This window comes from Amycolatopsis sp. GA6-003 (assembly GCF_046267895.1).
GTDB lineage: Bacteria > Actinomycetota > Actinomycetes > Mycobacteriales > Pseudonocardiaceae > Amycolatopsis.
Genome location: NZ_CP176499.1, coordinates 544,978 through 568,589, shown reverse-complemented (window position 1 = coordinate 568,589; position 23,612 = coordinate 544,978). Strand labels below are relative to the sequence as shown.

Genomic DNA, 23,612 nt, shown 5'->3' with positions numbered 1-23,612 from the left:
AGTGTGTTCCGCGGGCGAGTTCCGCCGCGGGCGCGCCCCCTATCTGCGAAAACGCTATTATGGCGCAGAACTGTTCCGCCAACGGGCTCACCGCGGCTGCCCCCGTTGGCCGGAACGGCGCGGGCAGAAGGCCGACGCCGAGAGTCTGATCGTCTTTTTCCGGCCGGCCGCGCAGATCGGCGGAGATGCGGCGTCCGGCCAACGGGATCGGACCGGCGGGCGGCCGGAGCTGCCGAACTCGTCGTCGATCCGGCTCCCGGGGGCCGGCTCCGCAGCTCGCGCGTCAGCGGGAGCGGGCCCGCACCGCCGCACTCCGGCCAAAGACCGGTTACCCGGGGATTCCTATTCGCTGCGATGCGTTATCGAGGAATCGCCGCCGGAAACACTTTTATGGCTATACAATTAATGCGCATGCAAAAGAGGGCGGGCGGCGAGCCGGCTGCGCGCGGCAGGCCGGTCCCGTTGACGCAAGTTGTGAATCGGTGGTTCACTTCTTCCCGTGGCCTACCGCAGAACGCCCAAAGTCCAGGAGCGGCTCGACGCGCTCCGGGAGACGATCCTGGACGCCACCGTGCGGCAGCTGGCCGAGCACGGGTACGCCGGCTGTTCGGTGGCCGCCGTCGCCGAGCGGGCGGGCGTCGCGGTCGGCACGGTGTACCGGCACTTCCCCACCAAGGCCGATCTCGTCGTGCGCGTCTTCCGGCAGGTCGTCTCGCGCGAGGTCGAGGCGGTGCGCTCGGCCGCGGCCGGCCCGGCCGATCCGGTGGCGCGGGTCGTGGCGGTGTTCGAGACCTTCGCGATGCGCGCGCTGAAGGCCCCGCGGCTGGCGTATGCCCTGCTGGCCGAGCCCGTGGACGCGGTGATCGACGCCGAGCGGCTCGAGTTCCGGCGGGTGTTCCGCGACGTCGTGGCCGAGCACGTCGGCGAAGGCGTGCGGACCGGGGCGTTGCCCGCGCAGGACGCGGCGGTCAGCGCGGCGGCGCTCGTCGGCGCCGCCGCGGAAGTCTTGATCGGCCCGCTGACCAGCGGCGGGTCGGCGGAGGTCAGCGAGTTGAGCACGTTCGTCGTGCGGTCACTGGGAGGTTCGGATGCCCGCAACCCATGAGGTCGTCAATCAGGTCCCGCCGCTGGAGCACGACACCGCGGCCGATCCGGCGCTGGCCGAGGCGGTCGGCCGCACCGAGGCGGCGTGGGTCGTCGACGAGCTGCACGAGCTGGGGCGGCTGGCCGGCAGCGGGCAGGTGCAGGAGTGGAGCCGGCTGGTCAACGAGAACGAGCCGGTGCTGCGCACGCACGACCGGTACGGGCACCGGATCGACGAGGTCGAGTTCCACCCGCACTGGCACGACCTGATGAACGTCGCGGTGTCGCACGGGCTGCAGGCCGCGCCGTGGCGGGACGAGCGGCCGGGCGCGCACGCGGCGCGAGCGGCGAAGTTCTATGTCTGGAGCCAATCCGAGGCGGGGCACACCTGCCCGATTTCCATGACGTACGCGGCGGTTCCGGCGCTGCGGGCGAACCCGGAGCTGGCCGCGGAGTACGAACCGCTGCTGGCCTCGACCGAATACGACTTCGGGCTCCGCGTGCCGGGCACGAAACGCGGGCTGATCGCGGGCATGTCGATGACCGAGAAGCAGGGCGGTTCGGACGTCCGCGCCAACACCACCGCGGCCCGGCCCGCGGGCGACGGCAGCTACCGGCTCGTCGGGCACAAGTGGTTCACCAGCGCGCCGATGTCGGACGTGTTCCTCACGCTCGCCCAGGCCCCCGGCGGGCTGTCCTGCTTCCTGCTCCCCCGCGTGCTCCCGGACGGCAGCCGGAACCCGATCCGGTTGCAGCGCTTGAAGGACAAGCTCGGCAACCGGTCGAACGCGTCGTCGGAAATCGAGTACGACGACGCGGTGGGCTGGCTCGTCGGCGAGGAGGGCCGCGGGGTCCGCACGATCATCGAGATGGTCAACAACACCCGCCTCGACTGCGCGCTCGGCAGCGCCTCGGGCATGCGGCTGGGCGCGGTCCGCGCGGTGCACCACGCGACCCACCGGCACGCGTTCGGCAAGGCGCTCGTGGACCAGCCGCTGATGGCGAACGTGCTGGCGGACCTGGTGCTCGAGGCGGAGGCGGCGGTGGCGGCGTCGATGCGGCTCGCGGCCGCGGGCGACCGGCCCGGCGACGAGCAGGAGCAGGCGTTCCGCCGCCTCGGGCTCGCGGTGACCAAGTACTGGGTGTGCAAGCGCGCGCCGATGCACGCCGCCGAGGCGCTGGAATGCTTCGGCGGCAACGGGTACGTCGAGGAATCGGGCATGCCGCGGCTGTACCGGGAAGCGCCGCTGATGTCGATCTGGGAGGGCTCGGGCAACGTCGCCGCGCTCGACGCGCTGCGCGCGATGGGGCGGCAGCCGGAGTCGGTGGCGGCGTTCTTCGCCGAGGTCGAACTCGCCGCGGGCGGCGACGCACGGCTGGACGACGCGGTGGACCGGCTCAAGAAGGATCTGTCCGATGTGGACGATCTGGAGTTCAGGGCGCGGCGGGTCGTCGAGTCGATGGCGTTGGTGCTGCAGGGTTCGCTGCTCGTGCGGCACGCCCCGCGCGCGGTGGCGGACGCGTTCTGCGGCACGCGGTTCGGCGGCGACTGGGGCCTGGCTTTCGGCACTTTGCCCGCTGGAACCGACACTTCCGCGATCATCGCCCGCGCCCGCGTCTAGTCCGCGCGTTTCTCCGGACAACGCGCGGCGGCGCGGGCTACTGTCTCTGCCCGTGACCGAACCTGTTTACGTAACCGAGACGCGGACCGCGTACGACACCGTCGCCGAGAATTACGCCGAGCTGCTGAAGGACTTCCTTCAGGACGCCACCTGGGACCGCGCGGTGCTCACCGCCTTCGCCGAACTCGTGGGCGAAGGGCCGGTCGGCGACCTGGGCTGCGGCCCGGGACGGCTGACCGGGCATCTCGCCTCGCTGGGGCTGGACGTGTTCGGCGTCGACCTGTCCCCCGCCATGGTCGAGGTCGCCCGCCGGACGCATCCGCGCCTGCGCTTCGAAGTCGGGTCGCTGGCCGCGCTGGACCTCGCCGACGGATCGCTCGCCGGCGCGCTCGCGTGGTACTCGCTGATCCACACGCCGCCGGAGGAGCTTCCGGTGCTGGCCAAGGAACTCGCCCGGGTGCTGCGCCCCGGCGGCTGGCTGCTGACCGCGTTCCAGGTGGGCGACAACCAGCGCCGCCGCATCGAAAACGCCTACGGCCACGACATCGCCGCCGACGCGTACCGGCTGGACCCGGATTTCGTCGCGCAGCTGCTCACCGATGCCGGGTTCGTGGTGGACGCGCGGCTGGTGCGCGAGCCAGGACCGAGCTACGAAGCGACGCGGCAGGCGTACCTGATGGCCCGCAAGGAGGGCTGAGGACAGGCCCCGGGCACAGAAATGGGCAGGGAGTTCTCCCTGCCCATTTCAATATATAGCGCACCCCGGGGCTTGCGGCAAGGCCCGGGTGGTGCTCCACAATCGTCCGCCGGAGCCACTGCCTGCGGAAATACCGCGGGCGGCCGCGGCTCCGGTACAGGGGACGAAAAGTTCATGGTGGACGTGATCGTGGTGGGGGCCGGACCGGCGGGCGTCATGCTGGCCGCGGAGCTGCGGCTGCACGGGGTGCGCGTGGTCGTGCTGGAAAAGGAGGAGGAACCGCCGAAGTACGTGCGCGCGCTGGGGATGCACTCGCGCAGCATGGAAGTCCTCGACCAGCGGGGGATGCTGGAGCCGTTCCTGGCCGAGGGGTCGACGCACCCGGTCGGGGGTTTCTTCGCGGGGATCGCGCGGCCCGCGCCGGAGCGGCTGGACACCTCGCATCCGTACGTGCTGGGGCTCCCGCAGCCCATCACCGACCGGCTGCTGGCCGAGCACGCGGTCAAGGCGGGCGCGGAGATCCGGCGCGGATGCAAGGTCGTCGGGCTGAGCCAGGACGACGACGGGGTCAGTGTCTCGCTGGCCGACGGCAGCGAACTGCGGGCGCGCTACCTGGTCGGCTGCGACGGCGGGCGGAGCACGGTCCGCAAGGCGCTCGGCGTCGCGTTCCCCGGCGAGCCCGCGCGCCGCGAGGTGCTGCTGGGCGAGATGGAGGCGACCGCGGATCCCGCCGAAATCTCCGCCCTGGTGATGGAAATCCGCAAAACGCAGCTGTGGTTCGGCGTCGGGCCGCTGCGCGACGGGATGTTCCGCGTGGTCGTGCCCGCGGCCGGGGTGGTCGAGGAGCGGGAAGCGCGGACGCCGACGCTGGAGGAGGTCAAACAGCAGCTGCGCGAGTACGCCGGAACGGACTTCGGCGTGCACTCCCCTCGCTGGCTCTCGCGGTTCGGCGACGCCACCCGCCAGGCGGAGCACTACCGCGTCGGCCGGGTGCTGCTGGCCGGCGACGCGGCGCACGTCCACCCGCCGCTGGGCGGGCAGGGGCTCAACCTCGGGATCCAGGACGCGTTCAACCTCGGCTGGAAGCTCGCCGCCGAGGTCAACGGCTGGGCCCCGGAGGGGCTGCTGGACACCTACGAGGCCGAGCGGCACCCGGTCGCGGACGCCGTGCTGGACAACGTCCGCGCGCAGGCCGTGGTGATGTCGCCGGACCCGGACGGGCGCGCGATGCGGCGGCTGCTGACCGAGCTGATGGCGTTCGACGAGGTCAACAAGCTGCTGCTGGAGAAGGTCCTCGCGCTCGACATCCGCTACGACTTCGGCGACGGGCATCGGTTGCTCGGACGCCGGATGCCGGACCTGGCGCTCAAACGAGGACGGCTGTACGAGCTGATGCACCGGGGCCGCGGGCTGCTGCTGGACCAGAACGGGCAGCTGTCGGTGCGGGGCTGGGCGGACCGGGTCGACCACGTCGTGGACGTGAGCGAGGACCTCGACGTGCCGGCCGCGCTGCTGCGACCGGACGGGCACGTGGTCTGGACGGGCGAAGATCAGCGGGAGCTGGAGATGACTTTGTTGCATTGGTTCGGCGCCGAGCGATGAGGACGTAGCGGGTTGGGCGGTTTCCCGGCCGCTGGGGGTGCCGGGAAACCGCCCAACGCCGGTCAGGGGTGCACTGGGCCGCCCCAGCAGTCCTGTTTGCCCAGCCGCACGGACGTGTTGGTGTACACGCCGTCGGCGATGGTGTCCCCCATGATCGACCGCTGGTCGGTGGGCCGCGGCCACTGGTAGCACCAGTGCTGGGCGAGGTAGCCGCCCGCCGCCTGGATCGGGTCGAAATCGCAGATGCCGTCGGTCTGGATGCAGTAGCGGATGGACCGGACGCCGGCGAAGTCCGGGCGGCCCGCGCCGAACGACACGTATCCGCCGAACGGCGACGGCAGCCCGGCGCCCGGCGGGAGCGTCGCGCTGATCCCGGTCCCGGCCGGGCCGGGCGGCTGCATCGGGTCGGCGAACAGTTTGGCGCTGAACTTCGCCTTGTCCACGCCGAGCCGGTCGTCGGCGATGTCGTCCAGCACCAGGTTCGCCACGATCGCGCCCTGGGAGTAGCCGACGACGGTGAACTCGGCGTCGGGGTTCTCGCGGTAGGCGTCCTGGACGACCTGGCGGCCGCGGTCGTGTCCGATCGCGACGCTCTGGTCCATCGGCGTCTGGTCGCAGTTGGGCGCGCCGGCGGCTCCGGCCGGATAGTCCACGACCCGCGCGATGCCGCCCCGCAGCCACTCCGGACGGTAGACCGACGCCTTCCCGTCGCAGGTGCCGCCGATCAGGATGTAGTAGTGCGCGTCGTCGGCATGCGCCGGCGCCGCGCTGGCGAATCCCGCGCCGAGCGTGGCGACGACCGCGCCGATCAGCGTGGCCTTCCTGGCTTTTTTCCCCATCGGATCCCCTCCGCGTCGAATGGTCAGCACGTTACTGAACGCATTCGCGAAACTACGGAGAATCGATGAAATCCTGCTGAAAGCATGATCGCCGAGGAACTGCCGGGGTCGCCGATCCCGCTGGTCAGACCACGCGACCGCCGGATTCGAGTCCACCGGATCGGGTGACCGCCCGCCGCCGGGCCCGCGGTGACTGTGCGCGAGCGCGGTTCAGCGGACCCGCGGCGTGAACTCCGCGAGATCCGGCAGCGGCGGCACCTCCCGGGCGTACGCGTCCGAGGCCAGCACTCCCGTGGTGACCCGGGTGGCGGTGCGGCGGCCGAGTTCGTCGAGGATTTCCTGTTCGGTCCGGCCGCGGGCGAGCAGCAGCAGGAACGGGTCGGCGTCGAGCAGCCACGCGACCTGGAACGACAGCGCCGCGGCGTGCCGGCACGGGAGTTCCCAGCCCGGGCAGTCGCAGTCCGGGTCGAGGTCGCCGATGCCGGGCAGCAGCGGGACGACCTCGGCCAGCTCCGGTGGCAGATGCCGGTCGAGCAGCGCGGCGAGGTGCCCGGAGTGGTCAGCCGCGCGGTCGAGCAGCAGCTCCCAGTCCGCTGTGGACAGTTCGGCCAGGTGCACGCCGGTGCGGTACGGGCCGTCGTCGGCGTCCTCGGTGGTCGCGGTGATGCGCCCGGGGCTGACCGTGATCGGGCCGACCAGTCCCGCCGCGGCGTAGCGGCGGCCTTTCTTCAGCTGCCGCAGGTCGAGCGCGGTGTCCTCCATCGCCTGCAGCCACGCGCGGCCCCACCAGGTCCGGGCGAACGGACCGCGGCCGGTGCGGGCGGGGAACGCGGGGAATCCGCGGACCCGGTCGGTCATCGCTGCCTCCGGAGGGTGACGAGCTCGGCTAGCTCGGCGTCGGTCAGTTCGGTGAGCGCCGCCTCGCCGGAGGCGAGCACCGCTTCGGCGAGCGCGCGTTTCTCCCGCAGCATCACGGCGATCCGGTCCTCGACCGTGCCTTCCGCGACCAGCCGGTGGACCTGCACCGGCCGGGTCTGCCCGATCCGGTACGCGCGGTCGGTCGCCTGGTCCTCGACCGCCGGGTTCCACCACCGGTCGTAGTGCACGACGTGGTCGGCGCGGGTGAGGGTGAGGCCGGTGCCCGCGGCCTTGAGCGACAACAGGAACACCGGCACGTCGCCGTTCTGGAAGCCGCGGACGAGTTCCTCGCGCCGGGCGACCGGGGTGCCGCCGTGCAGCAGCCGCGCCGGGACGCCGCGTGCGGCGAGGTGCCGTTCGAGCAGCCGCGCCATCACCACGTACTGGGTGAACACGAGCACCGCGCCGTCCTCGGCGAGGATCGTGTCGAGCAGCTCGTCGAGCAGTTCCAGCTTCCCGGACCGGCCGGCGAGCGTGCTGTCCTCAGGCTCGCCGAGGAACTGCGCGGGATGGTTGCAGATCTGCTTGAGCGCGGTGAGCAGCTTGACCACGCGGCCGCGGCGGGCCATCCCGTCGCTCGCGGAGATGTCGGCCATCAGCTCGCGCACGGTCGCCTCGTAGAGCGCGGCCTGCTCGGCGGTGAGCGACACCGGCCGGTCGGTCTCGGTTTTCGCGGGCAGCTCGGGCGCGATGCCCGGGTCGGATTTGCGGCGGCGCAACAGGAACGGCCGCAGCAGCCGGGACAGCTGCTCGGCGACAGCCGGATCGGCCCCGGATTCGACCGGCTTCCCCCAGCGCCTGCGGAAATCGGCGAGCGGGCCCAGCAGTCCGGGCGTCGTCCAGTCGAGGATCGCCCACAGCTCGGTGAGCGTGTTCTCCACCGGCGTGCCGGTGAGCGCCACCTTCGCCGCGGAAGGCAGCAGCCGCAACGCTTTCGCCGTGTCGGAGCGGTGGTTCTTCACGTGCTGCGCCTCGTCGGCGACCAGCAGATCCCAGTTCACCCCGGCCAGCGGCGCGGGATCCGTGCGCAAGGTGCCGTAGGTGGTCAGGACGAAGCCGCCGCCGAGATCGTCCAGCGACCGCGCGGCGCCGTGGAACCGGCGCACCGGCACGCCGGGCGCGAACCGGCGGATCTCCGTTTCCCACGTGCCCAGCAGCGAAGCCGGGCACACGACCAAGGTCGGGCCGGCGGCGCGGTGCAGGTGCAGGGCGATGAGCGTGACGGTTTTGCCGAGCCCCATGTCGTCGGCGAGACAGCCGCCGAGGCCCAGGCCGGTGACGGTGTCGAGCCACTGCAGGCCGCGCAGCTGGTAGTCGCGCAGGGTCGCGGCCAGCCCGGCGGGCTGCGGCACCGGCTCCGGATCGGCCGACAGCCGTTCGCGCAGTTCCTCCAGCCAGCCGTCGGTGCGGACCTCGACCTGCTCGCCGTCGACCTCGGTGCGGCCGGTGAGCGCGACGCCGAGCGCCTCGATCGCGGTCAGCGGCTTGAGCGTGCGATCCCGGGCGCGGTCGGCGGTTTTCCGGTCCAGCAGCACCCACCGGTCGCGCAACCGCACGACCGGACGCTGGGCCTCGGCGAGCGCGTCGAGTTCCGCCGCGCTCAGTTCGCTGCCGCCGAGCGCGAGCTGCCAGTCGAACTGCAGCACCCGGTCCCCGCCGAAGAACGACCGCGCGTCGGACGGCGCGTCGCCCGGCCGCACGACCGCTCGCGCGGCCAGCCCGGTCAGCTCCGCGGGCCAGTGCACCGCGAGTTCCGCGGCGTCGAGCGCCCCGGCGAGCAGCTCGGCGATTTCGCGGTCTCCCAGCGCGACCGACGACGGAACCGCCGCGGACAGCAGCGGAGCCAGCGCGGGCCACACCTCCGCCCCGTGCCGCAGGGCCAGCAGGACCTCGTGCCGCGCCTGCTGGCTTCCGGTGCGCCACAGCTCTTCCGCGTCGACCAGCGGCTCGGTCCCGCCGTGCACCTGGACGACCGCGCGGAACCGGCCGCCCGCCAGGTCGGCGGACTCGATCCGCAGCGACACCCGCAGCGCGGGCTCCACGCCGGCGACGTCGCCGAGGAACCGCAGCAGCAGCGGATACGGCTCCGGCAACCGCGCCGGGTCGCCCGGAATCGGCGTCGCGTGGGCGCGCGGGGGCATCGCGTCGGCGAGGCGGCGCAGCCACGCCTCCTCGTCCGGATCGAGCGGCCCGGTCCACCCGGCCGCGGCGAGCCGTTCCGCGGCTTCGGCGGCCAGCGCCCAGAACCGCGCGGACGGATCCGGCGAAGCCGCCATCGACCGCAGCACCGGCGCCGCGTCCGCGGCGGGCAACCGCAGCGCCGGCACCGTGCGCACCCCGTCCGGCAGCACGACCTCGACCGTGCCGGGCTGCCCGGGACCGTCCGGCTCCGCGCCGTCCGGTCGCCAGAACACGACCCGGCCCGGCTCCACCACCGCTGAATTCAGTGCTCCGCCCTCCCCTGGCCCGCCTGTCCGGGATAGTCTACCGCAAAACTCTGTACTGCGTACGAGGAGCGAAATGGACACCGAGGAACCGGGCGATCCGCGGCGGACCATCGAACTGCTCTGGGGCGTGTCCGGCCCCCCGCGCCGCGGCCCGAGGCCGAAGCTGTCGGTCGAGCACGTGGTGTCCGCCGCGATCCGGATCGCGGACGCGGACGGGCTGGACGCGGTCACCATGCGCCGGATCGCCGACGAACTGGGCGTCGCCACGATGACGCTCTACACCTACGTGCCCGGCCGCGCCGAGCTGCTGGAGCTGATGCTCGACCACGCGCACGGCGAGCTTCCCGGCGATCTGCCGGAAGGCTGGCGGGCCGGGCTCGCCGCGGTCGCCGAAGACCTGTGGCGGCTCTACCACCGGCATCCGTGGCTGCTGGAGATCCGGGTCGGCCGCCCGACGCTGGGTCCGCACACCTTCGCCAAATACGAGCGCGAGCTGGCCGCGATGGACGAACTCGACCTCGACGACGTCCAGCTCGACGCGATCGTCAGCCTGCTCAACGGACTGGTCGCCGGAGCGGCGCGCGGATCGGTGGACGCGACCCGCGCCGCGCGGCGCAGCGGGATGACCGACCTCGACTGGTGGAACCGTTCCGCACCGGTGCTGGCCGGGATCCCGGCGGCGGATCCGGTGCACTTCCCGCGCGCGAGCCGGGTCGGCACCACCGCGGGGCAGACCTACGGCGGCTCCTCGGATCCCGAGCACCATTTCCGGTTCGGGCTCGAGCGCATCCTCGACGGGATCGGCCAGCTCGCCGGAGCCTGACCGCGCGAAATTGTCGGTACCCCGGTCTACCGTGCGAAGAGTGCCGGCGGAATCCGTTCGCCGGTCCGGAGAGGGAGGGAGTGCGCAGTGACCGGGCAGCCCGACGCGGCGATCGCGCAGGCGTTCCGCGATGAGTGGGGCTCCGTCGTGGCCACGCTCATCCGCGTCACCGGCGACTGGGACCTGGCCGAGGAATGCGCACAGGACGCGTTCGCGCTCGCCGTGCGCACCTGGCCGCGCGACGGCGTGCCCGAACGCCCCGGAGCCTGGCTCACCACCGCCGCCCGCAACCGCGCCGTCGACCGGCTCCGGCGCGCGGCCGTCGGAGCGGGCAAACTCCGGGAAGCCGCGCTGCTGGCCGTCCCGGACGAACCGGGCACCGTCCACAGTGGAGACGGCAGCGTGGAGGACGACCGGCTGCGGCTCATTTTCACCTGCTGCCACCCCGCGCTCGCCTTCGAAGCACAGGTCGCGCTCGCGCTGCGCACGCTCGTCGGGCTCAGCACCGCGGAGATTGCGCGCGCGTTCCTGGTGTCGGAATCGACGATGTCGCAGCGGCTCGTCCGGGTGAAACGCAAGATCCGCGCCGCCGGGATCCCGTACCGGGTGCCGCCCGCCCCTCTGCTGCCCGAGCGCACCGCCGCGGTGCTCGGCGTGCTGTACCTGTTGTTCAACGAGGGCTACTCGGCCAGCGAAGGCGACGACCTGCAGCGCCCCGGCCTCGCCGCCGAAGCGATCCGGCTGGCCCGATTGCTGCATTCCCTGCTGCCGGACGAACCCGAGGCCGCCGGGCTGCTCGCGCTGCTCCTGCTGCAACACGCCCGCGGCAGCACGCGAAACGGCCCCGACGGCGAGTTGATCCCGCTCGACGAACAAGACCGGAGCCGGTGGGACACCGCGGCGATCGCCGAAGGCACCGCGCTGCTGGAAAGCACGTTGCGGCGGCGCAGTCCCGGGCCGTACCAGGTGGAGGCAGCGATCGCCGCGTGCCACGCGACCGCTGCGCGCGCCGAGGACACCGACTGGGCGCAGATCGCCGCGCTCTACCTCGAGCTGGCGCGCTTCCGGCCGGGGCCGGTGGTCGAGCTGAACCGCGCGGTCGCGGTCGGGATGGCCTTCGGACCGGCGGCCGGGCTCGCCCTCGCCGAGCGGCTGGCCGACGACCTGGCGGGCTATCACCTGTTCCCCGCCACCCGCGCGGACTTCCTCCGCCGGCTCGGCCGCACCGAAGAAGCGCGGGCCGCCTACGCCGAAGCGCTCGCCTTGGCCCGCACCGGAGCCGAGCGCGGCTACCTGCGGAGACGGCTTTCGGAAATTTCTTCGCCGGAGGTGTCGGTCTCCGCCCCGGCCGTTCGTCGGGAGGGCGAACCGACCCCGGAAGGACAGCCGTGATCACTGAAATCCTCCGCGCGCCCGGCGCGGAGATCCACTACGACGTCGCGGGTTCCGGCCCGCTGCTGCTCTTGGTGCCCGGCGGGCCCGCGGACGCCACCGCGTTCGCCGCGCTGCGCCCCTTCCTTGCCGACCGCTACACCGTCGTCACCTTCGACCCGCGCGGACTCTCGCGGAGCCGGCCCGCCGAACTCGACGACGACCTGGTCGGCCAGCACGCCGAGGACGTCCAGCGGCTGCTGGCCGAGCTGGACGCCGGACCGGTCTCCGTGCTGGCCAACAGCGGCGGCGCGATCACCATGCTCGAGCACACCGTCCGGTATCCGGGCGCGGTGCGGACGCTCGTCGCGCACGAACCGCCGGTCAGCCGCTATCTCGGCGAGCTGCTCGCCGATTTCCCGGACATCCCGGCGATCTACCGGGACCAGGGCGTCGACGCGGCGCTCGGGGCGTTCATGGCCGCCAGCGGGCTCCAGCCCCCGCCGCCGCCGGAGCACCCCACCGCCGAGGACGTCGAGCAGGACAAGCGGATGCTCGGCAACTTCGAGGTGTTCTTCGGCAAGCTGATGGGCGCCATCGGAGCCTGGGAACCCGACCTCGAAGCGCTCGCCGCCGCGGACACGCGGATCGTCGTCGCGGTGGGCGGCGCGGCCGGGACCCCGGCGTACGAGGCCGGGGTCGGGCTGGCCGGCGCACTCGGCGGCGAGCCGGTCAAGTTCCCCGGCGACCACGGCGGTTTCGCCGCCGAACCCGAGGCGTTCGCCGCGCGCCTCGCCGAAATCCTCGACGAGGAGAAGTGATGCGCTACCTGCTGATGATCGCCGGCTCGCAGGAGCCGACCCCCGAACAGCTCGCGATGGGCTGCGGCGGCTGGTCCGAGGACCTCGCGGAACGCGGCGTCCTCGTCGGCGGCGGAGGCCTGCACCCGCCCGCGACGGCCACCACGGTGCGCGTGCGCGACGGCGAGGTCCTGCTCACCGACGGGCCGTTCGCCGAGACCAAAGACCAGATCGGCGGCTACGCCGTGCTCGAATGCGCCGACCTCGACGAGGCGGTCGGACACGCGTCCCGGCATCCGGCCGCCACCTACGGCACCATCGAAGTCCGCCCGCTCCTCGGCTGACTCCCGCCCCCCCCGGAACCGGAAGGAATCCCCCTTGCCCTCCATTGTGGACAGAAAGGAACAGCGCTACGTCGGCTACCGCGCGACCGTCCGCCACGACGGCATGGCCGACGTCGCGCACCGGATCGCCGCGATCGTCGGCGAACTCGCCGAACGCGGCCTGGCGCCCGCCTGCGCCCCGTTCCTGCGCTACCTCGTGCTCGGCACGGACATGCAGACCGTCACCGTCGAAGCCGGAGTGCCCGTCGCCGAGCCGGTCGACCTCGGCGACGAGTACTTCGTCGACGTCCTCCCCGCCGGGAAATACGCCCAGGCCACCCACCACGGCGCGCCCGGCGGCCTCTTCGCGGCCACCGCCGACCTGCTCGCCTGGGGCGAGAAGGAGAACGTGCGCTGGGACCGCACCGTCGAGGCCGACGGCGAGCACTGGGCCGCGCGGCTCGAGATCTACCGCACCGACCCGCGCGTGGAACCGGACGCGAACAACTGGGACACCGACCTCTGCTTCCGGCTCGCGGACTGACCCTCCGGTGGCCCGGGGTCACGCGCCCCGGGCCACCACCGCACCGACGAGACACCCGAAGCCGGCCGCCGACAACACCGTCCGCACCAGGTTCCACCGCACCCACGGCTCCTCGAACCGCGTCCGCAGCACGGCGAAGTCGACCGTGTCCGCGGTGAGGGCGTTGTTCATCGGCACATTGACCGCACCGGTCACGACCACCGTCGCCACCAGAAGCACGGCACCCGCGACAAGCCACGGCAATCCGCCGTGCGCGCCGCTCGTGAAGTGCAGGACCGCGGCCGCGACGGCGAGCAGCGGCGCGCCCAGGAACGACAGCATGAACCAGCCGTTGAGGATGGCGTCGTTGATCCGGCGCATCGCGGTCACGAACGTGTGGTCGTCGGCGTGCGCGAGCCCCGGCATCACCGACACCGTGTACGCGTAGAACAGCCCCGCGATCAGGCCCGCCGCGAGCACCGCCGCCACGAGAACCGCCTTGGAAACGATCACCATCGCCTTGCCTTCCGTCCTGGTCCCCCAACGCACCTCAGTCAACCCGCGAACCGCGAGACGATCCATCGCTCATCCGCTCGGAACCATGCGTCATCGTCTCGCGGCCGCGCCACTGGTTCTGCGGACGGCACGTCGGGCGCTACGACCTGGACCACGCGGGCACGTCCACCACCCTCGACCCGAAAACCCCGGCCCAGGGGCTGGACACCATAAGCGAAAACCGGCGATGAGTTGATCTTGGGCTGACGCAAGAGTCGGTGACTTGTCCCCGCGGGCTGGTTCGCCAGTCTCGGGTCTGCGCCGTGACCGAGAGTGCGGGCATCGCAGCCGAGGCGCCGACGCCGCTGCTGGAGGGGGTGACGGTGCGCGGCCTGCACGATCCCCGCGCCGACGCGAGCAGCGGCGAACCCGGCCTGCACGTCCGACCGGGTTCGCCGCTGCTCGATCATCCACCCGGCAAGGACGCCGCCGGGAGCCGCAAGCAATGGCTGTCCTCCTGGCCAGCGGTACGTCAGGTGCAGGCCTGCTGGGCGGTGAACTCGGCCTGGGCCGCCTCGACGGCGGCGGGACAAGTTCGGGCCTTCTGATGGCCGGCGAGCGCGCCGCAGATGGCGGCCCGGCTCGGATTCTTCCCTTGCGCGCGCCGGTGAGGATGATCAGCTCCGGCCGGATCTCCTCCACAGGCTTGCCGTTCGCCCTGGCGCAGCATGTCCCCGGTGATCGCCGGGGGCCGTCAGCCGTGGTTTCCCTTGCGGGCGGCGGCGTTCGGGCATTCGAGGGTGGAGCCGCGGATGTGCTCGCGGTCGGTTTTCGGCTATCGCGGCGAAGAACGCGAACGGTTCATCTCGTAGACGGCAAGGACGACGCGGCAATGCGGGGCGTCGGCTTTGATCTCGCCGCACCTTCATGAACCGGCCGGTGGCGCTGGTCCCGCCACAGGGAAGGCGCGAACACCTGCGCGCGGCGTCACACTTGACCCTAAGAGGCCTAACAGTTAGAGTTCTAAGTGTTCAGAGCGAGCACGCGGGAGCGGCCCGCCGGAATCTCGTCGAAGGAGTGCGACATGCATGCGAACCAGCCGGGAATGGTGCTGAAGGTCAAGGCGAAGCCCGGAAGGGGGGACGAACTGTTCGAGGCCTGCCGCGATCTCCACTTCAACGGCGACCCGGACGGCCCGGTCGACTGGGTCCTTGCCCGCTCGGACGAAGACCCCGACCTCATGTGGGCCTTCGAGTTCTATCGCGACGACGCGTCGTTCGACCGCCACTACTCGAGCCCGGCTCTCCAGGAGGGGCGGCTCGATGAAGGGCACCAGCGGATCGCCGACCTCGTCGCCGACGGCGCTGAGGAATGGGGCGTCCGGACGCCGGTGCACATCGTCTCGTCCAGCTGAGCGGGCGAAGCATGGATACGCAGGGAACGACGCCCACCAGCAGCCTCGACCTGATGCGCTGGATCGTCTGGGCGCAGCGGAAAACCGGCGAGGACTGGATCCGGGAGCGCGGGCTCAGTCACGAGCAGAGCGCCGCGCTCGTCTACCTGGTCGCGAACCCCGGTGCGATCCAGCGCGACCTCGCCCAGATGAGCCGCACCAGCGCGGCGAGCGTCTCCAGCCTCCTGCGGGGGCTCGAGCGCCGCGGTCTCGTCGAGCGGCGCACGGAGCCCGGCAACGAGCGCAGCAAACGCGTCTACGCGACACCGGCGGGAAGCGACCTGATCGCCGGGTTCGACACCGCGATGACCGCCGTCGAGGAGACGATCCTGGCCCCGCTGGACCAGCCGGAACGGGCCGCCCTGCAGGCCCTGCTCGCGAAAATCGCCGCGGAGCTGCCGCGGCCGAGCCCGTCCTGACCCGCCGCGCTTTCCATCCCACGTCCGCGCCACGCGGACGTGCGCCCGACCCTGTCCGGGAAAGGACCATCATGAACACCCCTCACGTCACCATCATCGGCGCCGGCCTGGGCGGCCTCACGCTCGCCCGCGTCTTGCACATCAACGGAATCCCGGCCACGGTCTATGAAGCCGAGCCCGCGCCGACGGCCCGCGCGCAGGGCGGGATGCTCGACATCCACGACTACAACGGGCAGCTCGCCATCGAGGCGGCCGGCCTGACGGACGAGTTCCGCGGCGTCATCCTCGAAGGCCGCCAGGCCATGCGGATCCTCGCCCCCGACGGGACCGTCCTGCTCGACAAGGCCGACGACGGCCACGGCGGACGACCCGAAGTGCAGCGCGGCGACCTGCGCCGGATCCTGCTCGACTCGCTCCCCGCCGGTGCCGTGCGGTGGGGCCGCAAGGCCGTCAGCGCCCGTTCCCTGGGCGAGGGCCACCACGAGGTGACCTTCGCCGATGGCACCACCATCACCACGAGCCTGCTCGTCGGAGCAGACGGCGCATGGTCGCGGGTGCGGCCGTTGCTCTCCGACGCCACACCCCAGTACACCGGCATGTCCTACGTCGAGACCTACCTGTTCGACGTCGACACTCGACACCCGGCTACCGCGCAAGCTGTCGGCAGCGGCTCCATGGCCGCACCCGCGACGGGCGGCAAAGGAATCCAGGCCCACCGGGAAAAGGGCCAGACCATCCACACCTACGTCGTGCTCCGCGAGCCGCAGGAATGGTTCGACGCCATCGACTTCGCCGACAGCACGGCCGCGGCCGCGCGGATCGCGAAGGAGTTCGACGGATGGGCACCCGAACTCACCGCACTGATCACCGATGGCGACGTCCCACCGGTTCTGCGTCCCATCTTCGCCCTGCCGCTCGGGCACAAATGGGAACGGGTGCCCGGAGTGACCCTGCTCGGCGACGCCGCCCACCTCCTGACGCCGAACGGCGAAGGAGCCAACAGCGCCATGTACGACGGGGCCGAACTCGGCAAGGCCATCGCCGCACATCCCGGCGACATCGAGACCGCCCTCACCCAGTACGAGGAAGCCATGTTCCCCCGCAGCGTGGAGTTCGGCTCCATCGGCGCGGAACTCCACGACAACCTCGGCGAAGACGCGGTCGAGGGCTTAATCAAGCTCTACACGGAGAACAGCAACTGAACGGCAGAGCCTCACGAGCGCAGGGACGCGCCTCGAACACCGCTCGGCTGGTCATCCCGAGCGATGCCGCGAGCGCGTTTCCGGGCAGCGCGGCCGGAAGAGATCACCGAGGTGATGCTCGCGGCCTGAACCGGCGACTGATCCGAGGCTGTGCCGCGAGATGCCGGATTTCCTTTGCCGCGCACGGCAGTGCGGGCTCCCTCGACACGAAAACGGCGGAGACTTTCGTTGCCGCAGCGCTACTCTCGGCGATGTGGACCCGCTCACCGCGTTGCTCGAAGGACCCCGCGCGCACGGCGCGTTCCTGCTCCGGTCCGTGCTGCGGCCGCCGTGGTCGTTGCGGATCGAGGACGAGGCGCCGCTGACCGTGCTCGCCGTCGTCCGCGGCGATGCCTGGCTCGTGCCCGACAAAGCCGACGCCGTCCGGCTCGGCCCCGGAGACGTGGCCGTGATCCGGGGGCCCGAGCCGTACCTCGTCGCCGACGATCCGGGGACCCCGCCGCAGGCCCTGATCCGGCCGGGGCAGGAGTGCATCACGCCGGACGGCGGGCATCTCACCGGCCTGACCGAATTCGGCGTCCGCACCTGGGGAGCCGACGCCGACGGGCCGACCGCGCTGCTCACCGGCACCTACCCGACCGTCGGCGAGGTCTCGCGGCGGTTGCTCGCCGCGGTGCCGGGCGTCGTCACCGCGCGCGCCGGAACCGCCGCCGATCCGCTCGTCGCGATGCTCGCCGACGAAATCGAGCGCGCCGTCCCCGGCCAGGAAGCCGTCCTGGACCGGGTGCTGGACCTGCTGCTCGTCCGCGTCCTGCGGGAATGGCTCGACCGCCCGGCCGCGCCCGCCTGGTACCGCGCGCACGGCGACCCGGTGGCCGGGCACGCGCTGCGCCTGCTGCAGGACCGGCCCGAGCACCCGTGGACCGTCGCCGGCCTCGCGAGCGCCACCGGCGTTTCCCGCGCCGCGCTCGCGAGGCGGTTCACCGACGCGGTCGGCGAGCCGCCGATGACCTATCTCGCCACCTGGCGGCTCGCCCTCGCCGCCGATCTCCTGCGCCAGCAGCCCGACGCGACGCTCGCCGCGATCGCCCGGCAGGTCGGCTACCGCAGCCCGTTCGCGCTGAGCGCCGCGTTCAAACGGGAGTACGGGCGCAGTCCGCGGCACTACCGGCTGCGCGAACCCGCCTGACGCCCGGGAGAGGCTCAGTCCTCCTCGCCGGACATCTTCGCGAACAGGTGCCGCACCTTCTCCGCCGCGCCGTCGGACAGGAACAGCTCCAGGTTGTCCGCCGACATCCGCGCCGCCGGTTCAGCGCGTTCGAACATCGCCAGCTCGAACTTCCGCACCTCGCCGCCCTGAGCGAGGGCCAGGGCGAGCTCGGCGCCGTCGCGCATCGCGAGGTTCGCGCCCTGCCCGGCGAACGGCGACATCAGGTGCGCCGCGTCCCCGATCAGCGTCACGCCCGGCGTGTGGTCCCACCGCAGGCCGATCGGCAACGCGGTCAGCGGATACACCTCCACCGGCCCGGACGCGGCGTCCACCAGCGCCAGGAACTCCGCCGGCCACCCGGCGTACCGCTCCTTCAGCGCGGCGCGGGCGCGATCCGGGTCGGCGAACGGGATCCCCGACGTCTCGGGCCAGTCCTCGGCGCACCGCAGCGCCAGGTTGACCCGGATCGTGCCGTCCCCGTTGCGCTGCGCGGAAATCGTCTGATGATCCCCGAGCGCGGAGAAGCTGCCGCGCCCGACGAGCGCCGAAGCCGCCGGGTGCGCCCGGTCCGCGTCGTGGATGACCAGCCCCACCCCGTGCACGCCGCAGTAGGCCGGTTCCGCGTCGGTGAGCAGCGGGCGGATCCTCGACCGGCCGCCGTCCGCGCCGATCAGGAAATCGCACTCCAGGGTTTCGCCGCCGGACAGGTGCACGCGGTGCCGTCCGTCGCCGAGCGGCTCCGCGCGGGTCACCGCGCGTCCCCAGCGGACAGTCTCCTCGGGGAGCGCGTCGAGCAGCAGTTTCCGCAGCGCCGGCCGGTCGGCCTCGGGACGGCCCCAGCGCTGCGGCCCCTCGTCCGGGGCGACTTCCTGCCGCAGCAGCGTCCCCGCGGAGTCGTAGAGGACCATGTCCTGGCCCTCCGGGCGGGCGATCTCGCGGTAACCGGCTTCCAGGCCGGCCTCGCGCAGCGCCCACTGTCCTTCGCTGACCGTGAGGTCCAGCGTGCCGCCCTGGACCCGCGCGTCCCGGCTGGCGTCGCGTTCGCAGACCACGGCGTCGACGCCGTGCGCGTGCAGCACCCGCGCGCAGGTGAGCCCGCCGAGCCCGCCCCCGGCAATGACGATTCGCATGATGACATCCCTCGATACACTGTATTGACGCAATACACCGTATCGGAAGCGCCCCGGTACTGTCACCCGAAAAAGGAGCGAGCATGGACGAACTGGTGTGGGAACGGCCCGAACCGCCGGCGCGCGCGGCGCCGACGCCGTTGAGCCGCGCCCGCATCGTCGAGACCGCCTGCGCGCTCGCCGACGAAGGCGGGCTGGAAGCGGTGTCGCTGCGCAAAGTCGCGGCCGCGCTCGGGGCCGGGCCGATGCGGCTGTACGGCTACCTCGACACCAAGGAAGAACTGCTCGACCTGATGACCGACGCCGTCTACGGCGAGATCCCGCTGCCGGACCCGGAAACCGAAGGCGTGGCCGCCCTCCGCGCGCTCGCCCACGGCTGCCGCGCCGCGGTGCAGCGGCACGAATGGTTCGCCGACCTGATCGGCGGACGGCCGGGCCTCGGCCCGAACGCGCTCGCGTACCTCGAGGCGTCGCTGGCCGCCGCGGCCGGTCCGGGGCCGATCGAGGACGCCATGATCACGGTGTTCACCGTGCACTCCTTCGTGACCGGCGCGGTGCGCAGCGAGATCCGCGAACGGCGGCTCATCAGCGACACCGGTCTCGACGAGGAAGGCTGGCACCGCGCCTCCGCGCCGTACCTGAAGCGGATGTTCGACACCGGCCGCTACCCCACTCTCCTGCGCACCGCCCGCGACGCGGTCCACCCGGACGGCGACGCCGTCTTCGCGGCCGGCCTCGAACGGGTGCTCGCCGGGCTCTCCCTCGGCTAGTTACCGCTTAAGCGGCAAGATAGCCGCATGGACACCGCCGCGCTGGGCCCGACGACCCGGGTCATGCACGCCATGGAACAGCTCTGGGCCGCGATCCGGCGGCGGCACGCGGACGTCCCCGAAGCGATCCTGGTGCTGGCGTCCGGAACGATGGGCACCGCCACCGAAATCCACGGCCACTTCGCGCGGTCGCGCTGGCACGTCGGCGAAGGCGTCGAACCGCGCGCCGAGTTCTTCCTCGGCGCGGAGGGACTGCGGCGCGGCGCGGCCGAGATCCTCTCCACCACCCTGCACGAGGCCGCGCACGGACTCGCCGCGACGCGCGACATCGTCGACGTCAGCGACGGCCGCTACCACAACAAACGCTTCGCCGCGCTCGCCGCGGAACTCGGGCTGCGGGCCGAACAGGCGGACCGGATCGGCTGGTCCTCGACCACCGCGCTCCCCGCGACTCTCGAGGCGTACCAAGCAGAACTGTCCCGGCTCGAAGCCGCGCTGACCGTGTGGCGGCACACCGAGCAGGAGGTCGCCCGGCGCGCGGTCGCGTCCACTCCGGACGACCCGGAAGCACCGGACGAGGCCGGCGAACCGCTCGCGCCGCCGGTGGTGCTCGCCCCCGTCGACGGCCGCGGCGCGCACCGCGGCGGGCCGAACTACGTCGCGGCGATCTGCCGCTGCGAACCGCCGCGCCGGATCCGCGCGGCCCGGTCGATCCTGGAACTGGGCCCGATCGCCTGCACGTTGTGCGACGAGCCGTTCATCGAGGCCTGACCGCTCGCGCGGGAACCCGGGTACACCCGGATAAGCGCGATCAGCCGAGCCAGCCGCGGTGCAGCGCCGGAGCCAGTTCGTGCGCGGCCGAGTCCCGGACGGCGTTCTCGTCGTGGAGATATCCCTCGGTGGTCGACAGCGCGGAGTGCCCGAGGTCGCGCTGCACCTGCCGCGGCGGGACCCCGCGCTCGATCGCGTGCGTCGCGTAGGAGTGGCGCGCCGAATGCGGGTGGATGGTGTCGCACAAGGGCTGCAGGTGCGTCGCGACGAACCGGGCCTCGGCCGTTTCGAGCAGTTCCCGCATCCGCGCGGTCTTGGCCGGCTGGCAGAACGTCGCGCACAACCGGCGCAGCAACGCCGTCACGTGCGAAACATGCACCCGCGCGCCGGTGCTCGTGACGAACAACGGCTCGGCCCGCCTGGCGCCGACCTGTCCGCGCACCGCGGGGACCTGCGGCGTGACCCGGTCGGCGAGGTAGGCGTCGAGCGCGTCCGCCACCGGTGCGGCCAGAGCGACCTCGCGGTCCTTGGCTCCCTTGCCGTGCACGCGAAGCACGCCGAAACCGCCCGCCGTCGGCCGCCGGTAGTCGCCCAGGTCGACGCCGACGAGTTCCTCCGCCCGCACCCCGGTGCCGATCAGGATCTCGACCATCGCCCGGTCGCGCAGGCCGTTGCGGCTGTGTTCGACCAGCAGCCACGCGGCGAGCAGCAACGCCCGGCACGCGTCGAACGACCACCGCGCGGTCTGCGAGGGGACGCCGGACGGCCGGTTGAGATGCTGGGCACGGCGGTCCACGAGCGCCGCGGGATTGTGCCCGGCCAAACCTTCCCGCAGCAGGTACTTGCGGTAGAACGCGGACACCGCCGACAGCATCCTGCCGCGCGTCGAATCGCGGTACCCGGCTTGCGCCAGCTCGTCCAGCCACTGTTCGACGTGCTCTACCCGGACGTCGGCGAAGGAGGTGAACCCGTTGCGCAGGCACCAGGGCAGCCACGCGAGCGCGTCCGGATCGGTCCGGCGTGCGCGGCCGCGGCGGCGTCCGGGATCGGGCGGGCGGTAGCCGGGAACCCAGTCGAGCGGAATGCCGAGATCGGTCGCGTAGGCGACGCGGGTGTTGAGCGACGCGTACACGCGCAGGAATTCCCCGAACCGCTCGCGCGCGTCCTTGCCCGCTCCCCCGGCATCGGTGAGCGCGAGGGTCATCCGCGCCCGCCCGGATACAGCGCCGCGACCCCGGCGAGCACCAGATCGATCCCGGCCAGGAACTGCTCGCGGTCGTCGTGCTCGCGCATCTGGCTCGCCATCAGCCGGGTGGTCTCGTACTCCTCCGGATCGAGGTTCTCCCACGTTTCCGCCGCGGCGGCGAGGAATTCGGCGCGGTCCGCGTCCGGCTCGGCGATCCGGCTGTTCGCCGCGTTCTGCCCGGCCGCGCCCAGCACGTAGTGCATCAGCACCGACGTCGCGGTGAACCAGTGCTCCTCGGGCACGCCCAGCGCGCGGACCCGGCGGCCGAGGCTTTCCAGGATCCGCGGCGTCACCGGACCGCCCGGGCTGCGGGACAACTGGAGCAGCAGCTGCGCGGCGAGCCACGGATGCGCTTCGATCGCGGAGAACAGCCCGAGCGCGACGGCGTGCACTTCCTCCCGCGGCGACCCGGCCGGCTCCGCCGCCAGCGCGTCCGCCACCACCGCGTCGGTCGCGGCGACCAGCAGCTCGCCCTTGTTCGCGACGTGCCAGTAGATCGCGCCGGGGCCGGTCGCGAGCCGCTCGGTGAGCACCCGGAACGTCAGCCCGCTCTCGCCGGCCGCGTCCAGCAGTTCCACCGCCGCCTCGACGATGCGCTCCCGCGAGAGCGCTTCCGTGCGCCGCTGTGCCCGGCGCGTCCCCGTAGCCATGCGCCTATCTTGACATACCTGGAGCGCCGTTCCAATATGGAATGGCGTACCAGAACTTGTCCTGTGAAGGAGCCCTGTCATGAACACCGTCCCGAACCCCTCGGTCACGATCGTCGGCGCCGGACTCGGGGGTCTCACCCTCGCCCGCGTCCTGCACGTCCACGGGATCCCGGCCGCCGTTTACGAGGCCGAGCCGTCCCCGTCCTCGCGCGCGCAGGGCGGCCTGCTCGACATCCACGACTACAACGGTCAGCTCGCCGTCGAAGCCGCCGGGCTGACCGACCGATTCCGCGAGCTGATCCTGGAAGGGAGGCAAGAGATCCGGATGCTGGCGAGGGACGGGACGGTGCTGTTCAAACGACCCGACGACGGCACCGGCGGCCGCCCCGAAGTCCACCGCGGCGAGCTGCGGCAGATGCTGATCGACTCGCTGCCGGAGGGCACTGTCCACTGAGGACACAAGGTCACCGGCGTGCGCGCGCTGGCTCGGGGCTACGAGGTCTCCTTCGCCGACGGGAGCACGGTCGCCACGGATCTGCTGGTCGGCGCGGACGGCGCGTGGTCGAAGGTCCGGCCGCTGCTCACCCCGGCGAAACCGGAGTACACCGGCGCGGCGACCGTCGAGACCTTCCTCCACGACTCCGACCGCCGGTTCCCCGCGACGGCCGAAGCGGTCGGCGGCGGGATGCTGCTGGCCCTCGCACCGGACCACGGCATCACGGCGCACCGCGAGCGGAACGGAACCCTGCACGCCTACATCGGGCTCGCCCGGCCGCTGGAATGGTTCGACCGCATCGATTTCGCCGATCCGGCCGCCGCGACCGCCCGGATCGTGGCGGAGTACCAGGGTTGGTCGACGGCGTTGACCGCGTTGATCACCGAAAGCGACACCGCGCCGGTCTTCCGGCCGCACTACGGCCTGCCGATCGGGCACGAGTGGGAGCGAGTGCCGGGCGTGACCCTGATCGGCGACGCCGCGCACCTCGCACCGCCGAACGGGGAAGGCGCGAACCTGGCCATGCTCGACGGCGCCGAACTCGGGCGCGCGCTCGCCGCCCATCCCGACGACGTGGAGGCCGCGCTCGCCGAATACGAACAGGCGATGTTCCCCCGCAGCGCGGAAATCGCCGCCGAGGGCGCGCACCTGCAGCAGCAGATGTTCGGTCCCGACGCGCCGCACGGCCTGCTCGCCGAGTTCGTCGCCGGGACGTAGGAACT

At 72.3% G+C, this 23,612-nt stretch carries 23 protein-coding genes and 1 pseudogene; 17 read left to right on the top strand and 7 right to left on the bottom strand.

Translation table 11 applies throughout. The annotated features are described in order from the left end of the window. The first annotated feature begins 499 nt into the window (after positions 1-499). From F9C12_RS02675 to rox, 4 genes are all read left to right on the top strand, one after another. On the top strand, positions 500-1,105 hold the full coding sequence (locus F9C12_RS02675; protein WP_409180382.1) for a TetR/AcrR family transcriptional regulator: 606 nt from the start codon (positions 500-502) through the stop codon (positions 1,103-1,105). Beyond that, entirely contained in the window at positions 1,089-2,705 is a 1,617-nt protein-coding gene (locus F9C12_RS02670) for an acyl-CoA dehydrogenase family protein (protein WP_409464610.1), read from the top strand. The genes F9C12_RS02675 and F9C12_RS02670 overlap by 17 nt, the downstream gene beginning before the upstream one ends. 52 nt (positions 2,706-2,757) lie before the next feature. Further along, entirely contained in the window at positions 2,758-3,402 is a 645-nt protein-coding gene (locus F9C12_RS02665; RefSeq protein WP_409464609.1) for a class I SAM-dependent DNA methyltransferase, read from the top strand. 174 nt (positions 3,403-3,576) lie between these two features. Beyond that, positions 3,577-5,004, top strand: a complete 1,428-nt coding sequence (gene rox, locus F9C12_RS02660; protein ID WP_409464608.1) for a rifampin monooxygenase — start codon at positions 3,577-3,579, stop codon at positions 5,002-5,004. A gap of 62 nt (positions 5,005-5,066) precedes the next feature. Here rox and F9C12_RS02655 read toward each other — a convergent pair whose 3' ends face one another. From F9C12_RS02655 to F9C12_RS02645, 3 genes are all read right to left on the bottom strand, one after another. Further along, positions 5,067-5,843: a PE-PPE domain-containing protein gene (locus tag F9C12_RS02655; RefSeq protein ID WP_409464607.1), complete on the bottom strand. Its 777-nt coding sequence runs from the start codon at positions 5,841-5,843 to the stop codon at positions 5,067-5,069. A 210-nt stretch (positions 5,844-6,053) separates the two neighbouring features. Continuing rightward, the gene (locus F9C12_RS02650; protein WP_409464606.1) at positions 6,054-6,701 is read right to left on the bottom strand and encodes an SWIM zinc finger family protein; all 648 of its coding nucleotides are present in this window, start codon (positions 6,699-6,701) and stop codon (positions 6,054-6,056) included. Then, complete coding sequence (locus F9C12_RS02645) at positions 6,698-9,037, bottom strand: DEAD/DEAH box helicase (RefSeq protein ID WP_409466954.1); 2,340 nt, start codon at positions 9,035-9,037, stop codon at positions 6,698-6,700. Before F9C12_RS02645 ends, F9C12_RS02650 begins: the two co-directional genes overlap by 4 nt. 244 nt (positions 9,038-9,281) lie before the next feature. Between F9C12_RS02645 and F9C12_RS02640 the strand changes: the two genes are divergently transcribed. The 5 genes from F9C12_RS02640 to F9C12_RS02620 all read left to right on the top strand — a co-directional run bounded on the left by F9C12_RS02640 (position 9,282) and on the right by F9C12_RS02620 (position 13,069). Beyond that, positions 9,282-10,031 carry a TetR/AcrR family transcriptional regulator gene (locus F9C12_RS02640; RefSeq protein ID WP_409464605.1) on the top strand — a complete coding sequence of 250 codons (750 nt, stop codon included), beginning with the start codon at positions 9,282-9,284 and terminating at the stop codon, positions 10,029-10,031. An 87-nt stretch (positions 10,032-10,118) separates the two neighbouring features. After that, a complete protein-coding gene (locus F9C12_RS02635) occupies positions 10,119-11,423 on the top strand; it encodes an RNA polymerase sigma factor (RefSeq protein WP_409464604.1) in 1,305 nt (434 codons plus the stop codon). Continuing rightward, positions 11,420-12,223: an alpha/beta fold hydrolase gene (locus F9C12_RS02630; protein ID WP_409464603.1), complete on the top strand. Its 804-nt coding sequence runs from the start codon at positions 11,420-11,422 to the stop codon at positions 12,221-12,223. Before F9C12_RS02635 ends, F9C12_RS02630 begins: the two co-directional genes overlap by 4 nt. Further along, on the top strand, positions 12,223-12,546 hold the full coding sequence (locus F9C12_RS02625) for a YciI family protein (RefSeq protein WP_409180373.1): 324 nt from the start codon (positions 12,223-12,225) through the stop codon (positions 12,544-12,546). Before F9C12_RS02630 ends, F9C12_RS02625 begins: the two co-directional genes overlap by 1 nt. Before the next feature lie 34 nt (positions 12,547-12,580). Further along, the gene (locus F9C12_RS02620; RefSeq protein WP_409464602.1) at positions 12,581-13,069 is read left to right on the top strand and encodes a GyrI-like domain-containing protein; all 489 of its coding nucleotides are present in this window, start codon (positions 12,581-12,583) and stop codon (positions 13,067-13,069) included. Between the two features lie 18 nt (positions 13,070-13,087). Here F9C12_RS02620 and F9C12_RS02615 read toward each other — a convergent pair whose 3' ends face one another. Beyond that, positions 13,088-13,564 (bottom strand): DUF1772 domain-containing protein, encoded by a 477-nt coding sequence (locus F9C12_RS02615; protein ID WP_409464601.1) that lies wholly within the window; start codon positions 13,562-13,564, stop codon positions 13,088-13,090. 302 nt (positions 13,565-13,866) lie between these two features. Here F9C12_RS02615 and F9C12_RS02610 point away from each other — a divergent pair, with 302 nt between their 5' ends. From F9C12_RS02610 to F9C12_RS02590, 5 genes are all read left to right on the top strand, one after another. Beyond that, positions 13,867-14,151 carry a hypothetical protein gene (locus F9C12_RS02610; protein ID WP_409464600.1) on the top strand — a complete coding sequence of 95 codons (285 nt, stop codon included), beginning with the start codon at positions 13,867-13,869 and terminating at the stop codon, positions 14,149-14,151. Positions 14,152-14,627: 476 nt separating this feature from the next. After that, entirely contained in the window at positions 14,628-14,957 is a 330-nt protein-coding gene (locus F9C12_RS02605; protein WP_409464599.1) for a putative quinol monooxygenase, read from the top strand. 11 nt (positions 14,958-14,968) lie between these two features. Further along, complete coding sequence (locus F9C12_RS02600; protein WP_409464598.1) at positions 14,969-15,415, top strand: MarR family winged helix-turn-helix transcriptional regulator; 447 nt, start codon at positions 14,969-14,971, stop codon at positions 15,413-15,415. A gap of 71 nt (positions 15,416-15,486) precedes the next feature. Then, positions 15,487-16,617: an FAD-dependent oxidoreductase gene (locus F9C12_RS02595; protein ID WP_409464597.1), complete on the top strand. Its 1,131-nt coding sequence runs from the start codon at positions 15,487-15,489 to the stop codon at positions 16,615-16,617. 253 nt (positions 16,618-16,870) lie between these two features. Next, positions 16,871-17,806 (top strand): AraC family transcriptional regulator, encoded by a 936-nt coding sequence (locus F9C12_RS02590; RefSeq protein ID WP_409464596.1) that lies wholly within the window; start codon positions 16,871-16,873, stop codon positions 17,804-17,806. Between the two features lie 14 nt (positions 17,807-17,820). Here the strand turns inward: F9C12_RS02590 and F9C12_RS02585 are convergent, their stop codons facing one another. Beyond that, entirely contained in the window at positions 17,821-18,957 is a 1,137-nt protein-coding gene (locus F9C12_RS02585) for an FAD-dependent oxidoreductase (protein ID WP_409464595.1), read from the bottom strand. 83 nt (positions 18,958-19,040) lie between these two features. Between F9C12_RS02585 and F9C12_RS02580 the strand changes: the two genes are divergently transcribed. After that, positions 19,041-19,727 (top strand): TetR/AcrR family transcriptional regulator, encoded by a 687-nt coding sequence (locus F9C12_RS02580; protein ID WP_409180364.1) that lies wholly within the window; start codon positions 19,041-19,043, stop codon positions 19,725-19,727. Between the two features lie 27 nt (positions 19,728-19,754). Next, positions 19,755-20,498 (top strand): hypothetical protein, encoded by a 744-nt coding sequence (locus F9C12_RS02575; RefSeq protein WP_409464594.1) that lies wholly within the window; start codon positions 19,755-19,757, stop codon positions 20,496-20,498. Positions 20,499-20,538: 40 nt separating this feature from the next. On the opposite strand, the gene F9C12_RS02570 is transcribed toward F9C12_RS02575, so the two are convergent. Next, a complete protein-coding gene (locus F9C12_RS02570; protein WP_409464593.1) occupies positions 20,539-21,702 on the bottom strand; it encodes a tyrosine-type recombinase/integrase in 1,164 nt (387 codons plus the stop codon). Then, positions 21,699-22,394: a TetR/AcrR family transcriptional regulator gene (locus F9C12_RS02565; RefSeq protein ID WP_409464592.1), complete on the bottom strand. Its 696-nt coding sequence runs from the start codon at positions 22,392-22,394 to the stop codon at positions 21,699-21,701. Before F9C12_RS02565 ends, F9C12_RS02570 begins: the two co-directional genes overlap by 4 nt. Before the next feature lie 79 nt (positions 22,395-22,473). Between F9C12_RS02565 and F9C12_RS02560 the strand changes: the two are divergent. Continuing rightward, positions 22,474-23,607: pseudogene (locus F9C12_RS02560) on the top strand (FAD-dependent oxidoreductase). The last annotated feature ends 5 nt before the right edge of the window (positions 23,608-23,612 follow it).